The organism is Enterobacter cloacae complex sp. SYL003 (assembly GCF_049236925.1).
GTDB lineage: Bacteria > Pseudomonadota > Gammaproteobacteria > Enterobacterales > Enterobacteriaceae > Enterobacter > Enterobacter intestinihominis.
Genome location: NZ_JBMKJK010000009.1, coordinates 101,728 through 115,170 on the forward strand (window position 1 = coordinate 101,728; position 13,443 = coordinate 115,170).

The window sequence follows — 13,443 nt, forward strand, 5'->3', positions numbered from 1 at the left end:
TATTCTTTGCACAGTTCAGACCATGAAATTTCCCGGTAAACGTAAGTCCAAACACTATTTCCCCGTCGATGCCCGCGATCCGCTGTTACAGCAAATTCAGCAGGAAAGCGAAACCAGCGCTGCCTGGGTGGTCGGTATCGATCAGACGCTGGTGGACATTGAAGCCAAAGTGGATGATGCGTTTGTCGCACGTTACGGTCTGAGCGCCGGGCACTCGCTGGTGATTGAGGATGACGTTGCCGAAGCGCTGTATCAGGAACTGATGCGCGAAAATCTTATCACCCACCAGTTTGCTGGCGGCACCATCGGTAACACCATGCACAACTACTCCGTTCTGGCAGACGACCGCTCGGTACTGCTTGGCGTGATGTGCAGCAATATCGAAATCGGTGGCTACGCCTACCGCTACCTGTGCAATACCTCCAGCCGCACCGATCTGAACTATTTGCAGGGCGTTGACGGGCCGATTGGTCGTTGCTTTACGCTGATAAGCGATTCCGGCGAGCGTACCTTTGCCATCAGCCCCGGCCATATGAACAAGCTACGCGCTGAAAGTATTCCGGAAGAGGTGATCGCGGGCGCGTCTGCGCTGGTGTTGACGTCTTATCTGGTGCGCTGCAAGCCGGGCGAACCAATGCCGGACGCAACCATGAAGGCAATTGAGTATGCGAAGAAATACAACGTGCCTGTGGTTCTGACGCTGGGCACCAAATTCGTGATTGCCGACAACCCGGAGTGGTGGCAGGCCTTCCTGAAAGAACACGTCTCGATTCTGGCGATGAATGAAGAAGAAGCCGAAGCGCTGACCGGCGAAAGCGATCCGCTGCTGGCGTCTGATAAGGCGCTGGACTGGGTGGATCTGGTGCTCTGCACCGCAGGGCCGGTCGGGCTGTACATGGCGGGCTTCACGGAAGAAGAGAGCAAGCGGAAAACCCAGCACCCGCTGCTGCCGGGCGCTATCGCCGAATTTAACCAGTACGAGTTCAGCCGCGCCATGCGTCATAAAGACTGCATCAACCCGCTGCGTATCTTCTCCCACATTGCACCGTATATGGGTGGCCCCGAGAAGATCATGAACACCAACGGCGCGGGCGACGGCGCGCTGGCCGCGCTGCTGCACGACATCACCGCTAACGCCTACCACAAAACCAATGTGCCGAATTCCAGCAAACACACCTTCAACTGGCTGACCTATTCCTCGCTGGCGCAGGTGTGCAAGTACGCGAACCGCGTGAGTTATCAGGTGCTGAACCAGCATTCACCGCGCTTAACGCGTGGGCTGCCGGAACGGGAAGACAGCCTCGAAGAGGCGTATTGGGACAGGTAAAAGAAGACCCCTCACCCTGGCCCTCTCCCCAAAGGGGAGAGGGAACTTGAACACCCTCTCCCCTTTGGGGAGAGGGCTGGGGTGAGGGGACCAGGCCGCACAAAATTTACCCCGTCACCGCCTCTTCAACCGGCGGCTTCGTCAGCATTGTCAGCATCGTATTCGCAATCTCACGCTCACCCATCACCACCTGATTCGCGCCGCGCTCGGTAATGTACTCCACTTCGTCATCATAATGGGCGCGGGCTATGATTTCGATATGCGGGCATTTTTCACGGGCTGTGGCGACAATCTCGCCAGCCTCGTAACCGTTCGGGATAGTGAGCAGCAGCCAGCGAGCGCAGTCCAGATGCGCCAGATTCATAATCTCTTCGTTAGCAGCGTTGCCCAGCACCGCGCGGATGCCGCGCTCGCGAAGCTCGTCGACGCGAGTGCGTGACGTTTCAATCACTACAAGTGGAATGCCCTGAGCCATCAGTTTTTCACCCAGCAGGCTGCCGACGCGGCCAAAACCGACCAGCAGCGCGTGGTTGCAGATATCCACCGGGATCTGTTTCTCTTCTTCTGTCGCCTCTTCCAGCGTCAGCTCTTCGAGGGTTTCGGTCTTCTCGAGATATTTCTCCAGCAGGGCAAACAATACCGGGTTCAACATGATGGAGAGGATCGCCCCCGCCAGCACCAGATTTTGCCCAGCCTGTGGCAGCAGATTCAGGGCCATTCCCAGACCAGCCAGAATAAAGGCGAACTCGCCAATCTGCGCCAGGCTGGCGGCGATGGTCAGCGCCGTGCGCGGCGAGTGACCGAACATCCGCACCAGGAAGAAGGCGGCAACGGACTTACCAAAGATGATGATTGCCAGCGTACCCAGCACGGCCAGCGGCTGCTGGATGAGGATCATCGGGTCGAACAGCATCCCGACGGAGACAAAGAACAGCACCGCGAACGCATCACGTAGTGGCAGAGTATCGTGCGCGGCACGGTGGCTCAGCTCGGACTCGTTCAGCACCATCCCGGCGAAGAACGCGCCCAGCGCAAAGGAGACGTCAAACAGCTCGACAGCGCCAAAGGCAATGCCCAGCGCCAGGGCAAGGACCGAAAGCGTGAACAGTTCACGCGAGCCGGTGGCGGCGCTGCGGGACATGATCCACGGCACCAGACGGCGGCCCACCAGCATCATGATGGCAATAAACGCCACAACCTTACCGATGGTAATGCTCATATCCAGCGCCAGCGAAGCGAAGCCGATATTCTCTTTCTCCATCATCCCGGCGACGGCGGGCAGCAGTACCAGCGTCAACACCATCACCAGATCTTCAACTATCAGCCAGCCAATCGCGATTTGCCCGCGCTGGCTGTCTATCAGCTGCCTCTCTTCAAGCGCGCGCAGCAGCACCACGGTACTGGCGGTTGAAAGACACAGCCCAAATACGATACCGGTCATGATTGACCAGCCCAGCACCGCCGAAAGCGCCATGCCCAGCAGCGTCGCCACCCCTATCTGGGCGATCGCTCCCGGTATGGCGATCGACTTTACCGCCATCAGATCCTTCAGGGAAAAATGCAGTCCGACGCCAAACATCAGCAGGATAACGCCCAGTTCCGCCAGCTCCGGTGCAAGTTTGGTATCTGCGACAAAACCCGGCGTAAAGGGTCCTGCCAGCACGCCCGCTAACAAATAGCCTACCAGGGGCGAAATACGCAGTTTGTTGGCAATCATGCCGAGGATAAAAGCGAGCACAAGTCCACCAACAATGGTGGTGATAAGCGGTGTGGCGTGGTGCATTCCGTCTCCTTTCGCGATGGGTGATCCATTTTTGGTGCAAATACCAAAAAGCCGATTAATAGTTTATGACAATTTTTACGCTTATGTTTATGAATAATTGTTGAAATCACAATAAAAAGGCAATAAGCACGAAAAAAGGCAGATTTTGATAAATTTGCTGAGGGGAGGGAGAGGAAAGCCTTATGGCATCAGGTTATCCGGCTGCCAAAGTTTAACTTTGGCAGCCGTGTAGTTACGCTTTATGACGGTTGTCAGGCAGGAATATGGTCAACATCCCCAGAAGTGGCAGGAAAGCGCAGATTTTATAGACCAGGAAGATGCTGGTGTGGTCTGCAACCATCCCTAACACGGCGGCGCCAAGGCCGCCCATGCCAAAGGCAAAACCGAAAAAGAGACCGGAAACCATACCGATACGTCCCGGCAGCAGCTCCTGCGCATAGACCAGAATGGCTGAAAACGCCGACGCGAGAATAAAACCTATAATCACTGTCAATATTCCGGTCCATTCCAGCGTTGCGTACGGTAAAACAAGCGTAAACGGCGCAACGCCGAGGATAGAGCCCCAAATCACATATTTACGTCCGATTTTATCTCCCACAGGGCCGCCAATCACCGTGCCTGCCGCCACCGCAAACAGGAAGGCAAAGAGATGGAACTGGGCGTTTTGTACCGATAATCCGAATTTTTGCATCAGATAGAAGGTGTAATAGCTGCTAATGCTCGCCATATAGAAATATTTCGAGAAAATCAGCACCAGCAGCACGCTGACGGCAAGGATCACCTTATTGCGCGGAAGGGGATTGGTTATCTTCGCGACAGGTTTTCCCTTATTTACGCGATGCTGCGCGGCATACCAGCGGCTGATTTGCGCCAGGACGACAATCGCCAGCAGCGCGGCCAGCACAAACCACGCCACGTTGCCTTTGCCGTAAGGCGCGATAATTACCGCCGCCAGCAGAGGACCGAGGGAGCTACCAAAGTTCCCCCCCACCTGGAACAGAGACTGCGCCAGCCCGTGGCGTCCGCCGGAGGCCATACGCGCCACGCGGGACGATTCCGGATGGAACACCGATGAACCGGTTCCTACCAGCGCCGCGGCAACCAGTACCGCCTCAAAGCTGCCCGCCATGGCCAGCAGCACCAGCCCGCTCAGGGTGAAGCACATCCCAATGGGCAGCGACCATGGCATCGGGTATTTGTCCGTCCAGTAGCCCACCACCGGCTGTAGCAGCGAAGAGGCCAGCTGGAAGGTCAGGGTAATCATCCCGATCTGCACGAAGGTTAATGAGAACTCAGACTGCAACAGCGGGTAGATCGCCAGAATCAGCGACTGGATCATGTCGTTGAGCAGATGAGAGAGACTGATTGCGCCTAATACTTTGAAGGAAGTGCGCGATTTCGGCGGCGACGCCGGAACGCCCTGAACAGGCTGGGTTGATTCACTGATTGCCATAAATACCACGTCAATTTGTAATTAGAGATGCAGGGAGTAATTATTATCCGACTAACATACTCGTCCGTGACATTTGAAGAAAGTCGCAATTCTGAAAACTTATTTGTCTATTCTTGTGAGTCACTGTAATTTTTGCGTTTGTCTATGGGTCAGGGAGAGAGAAGATGAAGTTAATAAAGCGTGGCGTCGCGCTGGCGCTCATCGCCGCATGGGGGCTGACAAGCCTGCCCGCGCAGGCGTATGAAAAAGATAAAACCTATAAAATTACCATTCTGCATACTAACGATCATCACGGCCATTTCTGGCGCAGCGAATACGGTGAATATGGCCTGGCGGCGCAAAAAACGCTGGTGGACGGCATTCGTAAAGAGGTCTCGGCTCAGGGCGGCAGCGTGCTGTTGCTGTCGGGCGGGGATATTAATACCGGCGTACCGGAATCTGATTTGCAGGATGCCGAGCCTGATTTCCGCGGCATGAATTTAATTGGTTACGACGCGATGGCGGTCGGAAACCACGAGTTTGATAACCCGCTGAGCGTATTGCGCCAGCAGGAAAAGTGGTCCAAATTTCCGTTCCTTTCCGCCAATATTTATCAGAAAAGCACCGGCGAGCGCCTGTTTAAACCGTGGGCGCTGTTTAAGCGTCAGGATCTGAAGATCGCGGTCATCGGCTTAACCACCGACGATACGGCCAAAATTGGCAACCCTGAATTTTTCACCGACATCGAATTCCGTAAACCGGCGGACGAAGCGAAGCTGGTGATCCAGGAGTTGCAGCAGAATGAAAAACCGGATGTGATTATCGCTACCACCCACATGGGGCATTACGACAACGGTCAGCACGGCTCTAACGCGCCGGGCGACGTGGAGATGGCGCGCAGCCTTCCTGCGGGCTCGCTGGCGATGATTGTGGGCGGTCACTCACAGGATCCGGTCTGCATGGCTTCTGAGAATAAAAAGCAGGTAGATTATGTGCCCGGCACGCCGTGCGCGCCGGATCGTCAGAACGGGATCTGGATTGTACAGGCCCACGAGTGGGGTAAATACGTAGGCCGTGCGGATTTCGAATTCCGTAACGGCGAGATGAAGCTGGTGCACTATCAGCTCATCCCGGTCAACCTGAAGAAGAAAGTAACCTACCCGGACGGCAAAAGCGAGCGGGTACTCTACACGCCAGAGATCGCTGAAAACCAGCAGATGCTCTCCCTGCTGACGCCGTTCCAGAGCAAAGGGAAAGCGCAGTTGGACGTGAAGATTGGCACGCTTAACGGACGACTGGAAGGGGACCGCAGCAAAGTCCGCTTCGTACAAACCAACATGGGGCGTCTGGTGCTGGCCGCGCAGATGGCGCGCACGAATGCGGATTTCGGCGTGATGAGCGGCGGCGGTATTCGTGATTCCATCGAAGGCGGAAACATCACCTATAAAGACGTGCTCAAAGTGCAGCCGTTTGGCAACGTGGTGGTGTATGCGGACATGAGCGGGAAAGAGGTGATTGAATACCTGACCGCCGTGGCGCAGATGAAGCCGGACTCCGGAGCGTATCCGCAGTTTGCTAACGTCAGCTTCGTCGCCAAGGACGGTAAGCTCAACGATCTCAAAATCAAAGGCGAACCTGTTGATCCGGCGAAAACCTACCGCCTGGCAACGTTAAGCTTTAACGCCACCGGCGGCGACGGCTATCCGCATATCGATAACAAACCGGGCTATGTAAATACCGGGTTTATTGATGCGGAAGTGTTAAAGCAGTTTATCCAGCAAAATTCACCGATTGACGTGAACGCGTATGAGCCGAAGGGCGAGGTGAGCTGGCAGTAGTGTTGTGCGGCCTGATGCCCTCACCCCAACCCTCTCCCACCGGGAGAGGGCGCGAACACAAAAAAACGGTAACGCCTGTTACCGTTTTGCTTTTACCTCGCAGCGCCACCGGGCAATTTTCTCAATCCCTGCGCGCAATATCCGCAAATTTCGCGTCCAGCATTTTCGCCAGATCGCCTGCGGCCAGTTCGATATCCAGCCCGCGTTTGCCGCCAGAAATATAGATCGTCTCAAATTCCTGCGAAGGCGCATCGATCAGGGTCGGCAGACGCTTTTTCTGGCCGAGCGGGCTGATCCCGCCGACCAGATAACCCGTAGTGCGTTGCGCAACCATCGGGTCTGCCATATCGACCTTTTTCGCTCCCAGCGCTTTGGCCACTTTCTTCAGATCAAGCTGTCCGGCGACGGGCGTCACTGCCACGGCGAGGTGCTTCATATCGCCATTCACCGCGACCAGCAGCGTTTTGTAAACCTGGTCCGCGTTCAGCCCCAGCTTGCGCACCACTTCATCACCAAAGTTGGTTTCGTTCGGATCGTGATCGTAGGTGTGGATCCGGAAAGAAATTTTGTTTTTTTCGAGTAATTTAACGGCGGGAGTCATGGCTATCCTTCTTACGACAGACGGTTCATGCCAGCAGCATACGCCTGACGTTTGTCTAAAAAATAGCACCATCTTGCGCAATAGTATTGGCAGTGATGGTTACTTTGAGCGACAATCGGCGTAGCCGAAGGTCACTTCGGTATAATAAAAACGATGAAATTCCTCTTTGACGGGCCAATAGAAATATTGGCCATTTTTTTATTTCAGCAGCGACGGCAAATTCCCTTCTCCGTACAAATGCAATGCGCCAACCGCGACAACATAACGACCGGCAGGCAGGGCATACAGCGTCTCCCGCCACGCCTGGTTGCGCGCGTTCATCAGCACATCATACAACGATTCACTGAACGTCGACGGTAACGCCAGCTTACCGTCTGCGGGCGGCGCATCCAGCCACCAGCCAATCATCGTTTGCAGCAGACGCGCGTTGGTGTGCCAGTGGGTCAGGGTATCATCCAGTAGCATCTTACCGTCATCAGGAAGCTGGCGAAGAAGCGCAATCTGGCTGTCCGTGCCTTCCAGTTCAATGACGGACAGGTTGCACGCCCGTGCCGCATTCAGCAGTTGATAATCGATACCGTAATCGCCGCGCAGCCCCAGGCGCTGCGCCTGGGTTGCCTGTAGCACCATGGCAATTTGCCACAGGGGCAGGGTGTCGAGCATTGAGAGCGAGACGCCGGACTCATCCGCAAGACGGGTAAGCTCAGCCAGCTGCGTCTCGTTAAGACGTTCAGCCAGGGGGCGGTCGCTTTCCAGCCCGGCAAACGGCGATTCATGGCCGGAGATGTCGGCTTCGACGATCAGCGCGTCGGCGCGCTTCAGTAGTTTAATCAGGCCGGAGGGCAGGGGGGACATGTCCTGCGTGCCCATATGAATGCTTCCCACCAGGTGCAGATGCTGCCCGCCCGGAAGCGAAATATCCATACCGGGCCAGGCATAACGGCGGGGAAAAAGGGCGCGAAACGATGTTTTTAGACGATTAAACAGACCCATACGCGCTCCATGATCGGAAAGGTTCATGCTAGCGCGTACGGGTACAAGGTTCAATCCTTCGGTTTAAACCGCAGCAGACGGTTAGCGTTGCTCACCACGGTAATTGACGAGAGCGCCATCGCCGCACCCGCAACAACCGGGTTCAGCAGGGTGCCGGTCAGCGGCCACAAAATCCCGGCGGCAATCGGAATGCCGAGCGAGTTATAGACGAAGGCCCCCAGCAGGTTCTGCTTCATGTTGCGCAACGTGGCTTTCGAAATCGCCAGCGCATCCGCCACGCCCATCAGGCTGTGGCGCATCAGGGTGATTGCCGCGGTTTCAATGGCGACATCGCTCCCGCCGCCCATCGCAATACCTACGTCAGCCTGCGCCAGCGCCGGGGCGTCGTTGATGCCGTCGCCGACCATCGCCACCTGACGACCATCACGTTGCAATTTCCTGATGGCGTCCGCTTTGCCATCTGGCAGTACGCCGGCTATCACCTCATCAATCCCGGCTTCTCTGGCGATGGCGTTAGCGGTAGTCGGGTTATCACCGGTTAACATCACCAGGCGATAGCCCGCGTGGTGCAGGCGTTGCAAGGCATCCACGCTGTCCTGGCGTAACGGATCGCGTACGGCCAGCAGCGCCGCCACCTGACCATCCCTCGCCAGCAGAACCGGCGTCGCGCCCTGAGAGGCCTGCGCGTTCAGCTCAGCGTCCAGCGCGGACGTATCGACACCGTGTTCAGTTAGCAGTGCCTGGTTACCCAGCAGCAGCGTATGGCCTTCTGCTTCACCGCTGACACCTAAACCGCGCAGGGTGCGGAAGTTGCTTACCTGCGGCAGGCGGGCATCACCGGCTTTCTCAAGGATGGCGCGCGCCAGCGGGTGACTGGAGCCTTGTTCCAGCGCGGCGGCCAGGCGCAGGGCATCCGTCTCCGTACAGCCAATGGTATTAACGGCCACTACCTGCGGTTTGCCCTCGGTGAGCGTGCCGGTTTTGTCAAAGACGAGGGTGTCCAGCGTGCTTGCCCGTTGCAGGGCGTCAGCATCACGGACCAGTACGCCAAATTCGGCGGCGCGTCCGACGCCAGAGATAATCGACATCGGCGTGGCCAGACCAAGGGCACAAGGGCAGGCGATGATCAGTACCGTGGTGGCGATCACCAGGGTGTAGACAATCTGCGGCGCCGGGCCGAAGAAATACCAGATTGCCGCGCTCAGCAGGGCAATACCGACCACCACTGGCACAAAAATGGCGGAGATTTTATCGGCAAGCTGACCAATTTCCGGCTTACTGCTCTGCGCCTGGCGGACCATCCGAATGATGCGTGACAGTGTGGTATGGCTGCCAACGGCGCTGGCGCGGAACAGCACGCTGCCGTCCTGTACCACCGTACCCGCATGCACCGCATCGCCCTGAGATTTCTGCTGGGGGATCGGCTCACCGGTTAGCATGGCTTCATCAAGCCAGGCATCGCCCTGGGTGATTTCACCGTCGACGGGTACGCGGTCGCCGGTGGTGAGACGCAGCGTCATACCGGGTTGCACCTCTGAGAGAGGAACGTTTTTTTCCCCATCGTCGGTGACCACGCGGGCCGTCGGCGGGGTTAAATCGAGTAATCTCTCCAGCGCTTTCGACGAGCGCTGACGCGCGCGGGCTTCGAGCATATGGCCTAAGTTAATCAGACCTATAATCATCGCGCTCGCTTCATAATAGAGATGGCGCGCCTCCATCGGGAACCACTGCGGCCAGACGTTAACGCTCATCGAATACAGCCACGCAGCGCCCGTCCCGAGCGCGACCAGCGTGTCCATCGTCGCGGTGCGGTTTTTCAGGCTCTTCCAGGCGCTGGTATAGAAATGTCCGCCTGCAAACACCATCACCGCAAGGGTAATCAGACCAATCACTAGCCACAGGGTGCGGTTGTCTGCGGTGACCATCATGTTGTCACCCATCATGCCCCACACCATCACCGGAATACCGACCAGCAGGGCGACGATCGCCTGCCAGCGGAAGCGCTTCATGGTGGCGACAGCCGTTTCCTGCTGGCGCTCGCGGCGCTCGGCATCATCTTCGATGGCCTCCGCCCCGTAGCCCGCTTTCTCCACGGCCTGCACTAAATCTGCGGCGGAGGCACTGCCCATCACCAGCGCAGTACGCTCCGCCAGGTTTACCCGTGCCTGTGCGACGCCCGGTACCGCCTGTAAGGCGTTTTGTACCCGGGAGACACAGCTGGCGCAGCTCATGCCGTTGATCAGCAGCTGTTGGCTGTCATCAATATCATCAGCTACCGGAAGCTCAGGAGTGGCCGCTGTCAGTGCTTCCGACGGGGATGATGACTCTGCCAGCGGTTTAGCCTTTGGGTGGCTTAACTCCGCCCCGTAACCGGCCTGTTTAATGGTATCAATCAGCGCGTCGGCGCTGGCGCTGCCGGTCACGGCGGCATGATCGATAGTCACCTCAGCGCTTTCCACATCAGGACGCTGCTCCAGGCTTTCTTTAACACGTTTGACACAGTGGCCGCAGGAGAGGCCGTCCAGTGTCAGGTCAATAGTGTGAGACATAACAAAACTCCCGTATAATGTTCTGGTCAATTGTTGACCTTCACTCTGCTTTTCGCTAACTGTTATGAAGGTTAAACCTTCCATCAAGGGGAAGGTCAAGGGGGAAATGTGAATATCAGCGATGTTGCGAAAAAAACCGGCTTAACCAGCAAAGCGATTCGCTTTTATGAGGAAAAAGGGCTGGTGACGCCACCGTTGCGCAGTGAGAACGGCTACCGCAGCTATACGCAGCTGCATCTTGATGAACTGACGTTACTGCGCCAGGCAAGACAGGTAGGATTTAACCTTGAAGAGTGCGGCGAGCTGGTTAACCTGTTTAACGATCCGAAACGCCACAGTGCCGACGTGAAAAAACGTACGCTGGAAAAAGTGGCGGAGATCGAACGCCATATCATCGAATTACAGGCGATGCGTGAGCAACTGCTACAGCTGGCAGAATCCTGCCCGGGAGATGACAGCGCCGAGTGCCCGATTATCGACAATCTTTCCGGCTGCTGCCACCGTAAAACCCACGCCTAACAGGCTTTAACCCGCAGGGTAATGCCTTCTACCGCAATGACCTCAACCCGCGTGCCGGCGCTGAGGTCATCATCGGCCACTACCGGCCATGAACTGTCCCCCACGCGCATATGACCGCGTCCGTTGATCAGCGCGTTATCAAGCGTAAAACGTTTACCCACGATCTGCTGCCCACGCTGATTGAGATGCGCGTCGACCGGCTTCTGCGCCTTCACCCGTTTGTTCAGCCAGCGCCACCACAGCCAGGCGGCCAGCAGCGTCAGCACGGCAAACAGTGCGCCCTGCCACTCCCAGCCGACAGGCAGCAGCCAGACGACCAGCCCGGTAATCACAGCGGCAACACCGCTCCACAGCAGATAACCGTTGCCGCCAAGCATCTCGGCGGCCAGCAGCAAGCCGCCAAGGCTTAGCCAGAACGCATGAGGATGTGCAACGATGAGCTCAATCATTTTTTACGCTCGTTTCCGCCGTCTTTGATCAACTCGGCAATTCCGGCGATAGATCCCATCAGACTGCTGGCATCCAGCGGCATCATCACCACTTTGCTGTTGTTCGCAGAGCCGATCTCCTTCAGCGCATCGGTATATTTTTGCGCGACGAAGTAGTTCACAGCCTGGATATCCCCGGCGGCAATCGCCTCGGAAACCATTTGCGTCGCGCGGGCTTCCGCTTCTGCCGAACGTTCACGCGCTTCTGCCTGGAGGAAGGCAGACTGACGGTCGCCCTCGGCTTTCAGGATCTGCGACTGTTTTTCCCCTTCCGCTTTCAGGATCTCGGCCTGACGCACCCCTTCGGCTTCAAGAATATAGGCGCGTTTGGTACGCTCGGCCTTCATCTGCGCGTTCATGGAAGCAATCAGCTCTGCCGGTGGGCGCACGTCGCGGATCTCAATGCGGGTCACTTTGATCCCCCACGGATTGGTGGCTTCATCAACAATGTGCAGCAGGCGGGTATTAATGCTGTCGCGCTGGGAGAGCATTTCGTCCAGCTCCATCGAGCCAAGCACGGTACGGATGTTGGTCATCGTCAGGTTGACGATCGCCAGCTCCAGGTTGCTCACCTCATAGGCCGCTTTCGGCGCATCAATCACCTGAATAAAGCACACCGCATCGATGGTGACGTTGGCGTTATCCTTGGAGATGACTTCCTGGGAAGGAATATCCAGCACCTGCTCCATCATGTTGATTTTACGCCCAATTCTGTCCATGAAGGGGACGATCAGGCTTAAACCCGGCTGAAGGGTATTGGTGTAGCGACCGAAACGTTCGACGGTCCACTGGTAACCCTGCGGAACAATTTTGACGCCTGCGCCCACGATAACCAGCGCAACGAAAATAAGGACAGGAACAACGATGAGCATAAAAACCTCCTGTTTTGCATGCCGTAACGAGAAAAATTGCGTATTTGTTGAACGTAAGTATATCGGTTAACGGGCGGGATTTCGCCCCTGTAAAGAGGTGGGAACCGGACTGGTAAAATTAAAACGCCCCGCCAGGAGAGCGGGGCGCATAGCGTTACTCTTCAGACCAGGTATAGCTGAAGTCGGTGATAAACCCATCCCCGGCGTCAGCGATGGCTTTCGATAAGCCCTGATAGTATTTTTCCAGGCCGATGGCCTCTATCTGCTGGATCTGCTCGCGAATGGGCGCGCAGAACAGTACTGCATTGCCCGCTCCGACACGTTTGTTGTTCGGCGGCAGATCGCCGGTAATCCCCTTAAACCAGGTTCTGATCCCTTGCTTTAAGCTGTGCGGCGCTTTTGCAAGATCCTTCTGGCCTGTCAGCACCTGTAAGGTGGGGAACTCATTTGCATTGACGGCGGTTTTCATGCGTGCAAAGAACGCGGTAAAAAGCTCAAAAGAGCCGAGATCCGTGACGCGAGGCTTGGTGGTTTTTCCGTTTTTATTGCCCATTTTTCCGGCAGGGGCTGTAGGCGCCGGAACCACATTGACCTTATGCAGATCCAGACCAAACAGCAGATTGCAGTGCGCCCGGCGCTCTTTAAGCGGGTAGGACATTAGCACGTCAATAAACGCTGTCGCCTTCACATCGGCCAGGTCATGGTTAATCAGCCATTGCGAGCGGGCAAATTCCGCGGGGGAAACGAACCAGTCCGGCACCTCAGTAAAGCGTCTGGATTTACCCTTGCCGTCAAACTCGAGAAAGTAAGCCCCATCATCGAAAGCAAAATAGCAGTTTTTAAAGCTTCCGATCGTGGTGTTAACGATGAGCGCCTTCTTAACAAAATCGACCACCTCTGCACCCATGACAAAACGCGTGAGTTCAGAAGAATTGATGACTTCCATTAATGTTTCCACATCTGGAACACCAGGCTTCAGGGAAGAGAACTCATAAAAGATATGTGTCATGTTGCTGACTTCCTGTAGTTATAGAGGTGACA

11 protein-coding genes are annotated in these 13,443 nt (G+C 56.3%); 3 read left to right on the plus strand and 8 right to left on the minus strand.

Annotation, left to right across the window (positions count from 1 at the left end):
• Positions 1 to 22 precede the first annotated feature (22 nt).
• On the plus strand, positions 23 to 1,327 hold the full coding sequence (locus ACOT1A_RS13470) for an inosine/guanosine kinase (RefSeq protein ID WP_022647280.1): 1,305 nt from the start codon (positions 23 to 25) through the stop codon (positions 1,325 to 1,327).
• Between the two features lie 106 nt (positions 1,328 to 1,433).
• On the opposite strand, the gene ybaL is transcribed toward ACOT1A_RS13470, so the two are convergent.
• Positions 1,434 to 3,110 (minus strand): YbaL family putative K(+) efflux transporter, encoded by a 1,677-nt coding sequence (ybaL, locus tag ACOT1A_RS13475; protein WP_022647281.1) that lies wholly within the window; start codon positions 3,108 to 3,110, stop codon positions 1,434 to 1,436.
• Between the two features lie 232 nt (positions 3,111 to 3,342).
• Positions 3,343 to 4,563 carry an MFS transporter gene (locus tag ACOT1A_RS13480; RefSeq protein ID WP_022647282.1) on the minus strand — a complete coding sequence of 407 codons (1,221 nt, stop codon included), beginning with the start codon at positions 4,561 to 4,563 and terminating at the stop codon, positions 3,343 to 3,345.
• Between the two features lie 164 nt (positions 4,564 to 4,727).
• On the opposite strand from ACOT1A_RS13480, the gene ushA reads away from it, so the two are divergent.
• Positions 4,728 to 6,380, plus strand: a complete 1,653-nt coding sequence (gene ushA / locus ACOT1A_RS13485) for a bifunctional UDP-sugar hydrolase/5'-nucleotidase UshA (protein ID WP_105322508.1) — start codon at positions 4,728 to 4,730, stop codon at positions 6,378 to 6,380.
• 121 nt (positions 6,381 to 6,501) lie between these two features.
• Here the strand turns inward: ushA and ybaK are convergent, their stop codons facing one another.
• From ybaK to copA, 3 genes are all read right to left on the minus strand, one after another.
• On the minus strand, positions 6,502 to 6,981 hold the full coding sequence (gene ybaK / locus ACOT1A_RS13490) for a Cys-tRNA(Pro)/Cys-tRNA(Cys) deacylase YbaK (protein WP_010428207.1): 480 nt from the start codon (positions 6,979 to 6,981) through the stop codon (positions 6,502 to 6,504).
• A 198-nt stretch (positions 6,982 to 7,179) separates the two neighbouring features.
• Positions 7,180 to 7,974: a TraB/GumN family protein gene (locus ACOT1A_RS13495; RefSeq protein WP_105322509.1), complete on the minus strand. Its 795-nt coding sequence runs from the start codon at positions 7,972 to 7,974 to the stop codon at positions 7,180 to 7,182.
• A 50-nt stretch (positions 7,975 to 8,024) separates the two neighbouring features.
• A complete protein-coding gene (gene copA / locus ACOT1A_RS13500; RefSeq protein WP_105322510.1) occupies positions 8,025 to 10,523 on the minus strand; it encodes a copper-exporting P-type ATPase CopA in 2,499 nt (832 codons plus the stop codon).
• A 108-nt stretch (positions 10,524 to 10,631) separates the two neighbouring features.
• Between copA and cueR the strand changes: the two genes are divergently transcribed.
• Positions 10,632 to 11,042: a Cu(I)-responsive transcriptional regulator gene (gene cueR / locus ACOT1A_RS13505; protein WP_017383222.1), complete on the plus strand. Its 411-nt coding sequence runs from the start codon at positions 10,632 to 10,634 to the stop codon at positions 11,040 to 11,042.
• Here cueR and ACOT1A_RS13510 read toward each other — a convergent pair.
• From ACOT1A_RS13510 to ACOT1A_RS13520, 3 genes are all read right to left on the minus strand, one after another.
• Positions 11,039 to 11,491, minus strand: a complete 453-nt coding sequence (locus ACOT1A_RS13510; protein ID WP_023305604.1) for an NfeD family protein — start codon at positions 11,489 to 11,491, stop codon at positions 11,039 to 11,041. The two genes, cueR and ACOT1A_RS13510, sit on opposite strands and share 4 nt — an antisense overlap.
• Positions 11,488 to 12,402, minus strand: coding sequence for an SPFH domain-containing protein (locus ACOT1A_RS13515; protein ID WP_003858941.1), 915 nt, complete (start codon positions 12,400 to 12,402; stop codon positions 11,488 to 11,490). The genes ACOT1A_RS13510 and ACOT1A_RS13515 overlap by 4 nt, the downstream gene beginning before the upstream one ends.
• A 154-nt stretch (positions 12,403 to 12,556) precedes the next feature.
• Entirely contained in the window at positions 12,557 to 13,411 is an 855-nt protein-coding gene (locus tag ACOT1A_RS13520) for a hypothetical protein (RefSeq protein ID WP_063149176.1), read from the minus strand.
• Positions 13,412 to 13,443 lie beyond the last annotated feature (32 nt).

Coding starts and splice junctions, on each gene's coding strand:
- ACOT1A_RS13470 (WP_022647280.1), top strand. CDS start 23: ATGAAATTTCCCGGTAAACGTAAGTCCAAACACTATTTCCCCGTCGAT.
- ybaL (WP_022647281.1), bottom strand. CDS start 3,110: ATGCACCACGCCACACCGCTTATCACCACCATTGTTGGTGGACTTGTG.
- ACOT1A_RS13480 (WP_022647282.1), bottom strand. CDS start 4,563: ATGGCAATCAGTGAATCAACCCAGCCTGTTCAGGGCGTTCCGGCGTCG.
- ushA (WP_105322508.1), top strand. CDS start 4,728: ATGAAGTTAATAAAGCGTGGCGTCGCGCTGGCGCTCATCGCCGCATGG.
- ybaK (WP_010428207.1), bottom strand. CDS start 6,981: ATGACTCCCGCCGTTAAATTACTCGAAAAAAACAAAATTTCTTTCCGG.
- ACOT1A_RS13495 (WP_105322509.1), bottom strand. CDS start 7,974: ATGGGTCTGTTTAATCGTCTAAAAACATCGTTTCGCGCCCTTTTTCCC.
- copA (WP_105322510.1), bottom strand. CDS start 10,523: ATGTCTCACACTATTGACCTGACACTGGACGGCCTCTCCTGCGGCCAC.
- ACOT1A_RS13510 (WP_023305604.1), bottom strand. CDS start 11,491: ATGATTGAGCTCATCGTTGCACATCCTCATGCGTTCTGGCTAAGCCTT.
- ACOT1A_RS13515 (WP_003858941.1), bottom strand. CDS start 12,402: ATGCTCATCGTTGTTCCTGTCCTTATTTTCGTTGCGCTGGTTATCGTG.
- ACOT1A_RS13520 (WP_063149176.1), bottom strand. CDS start 13,411: ATGACACATATCTTTTATGAGTTCTCTTCCCTGAAGCCTGGTGTTCCA.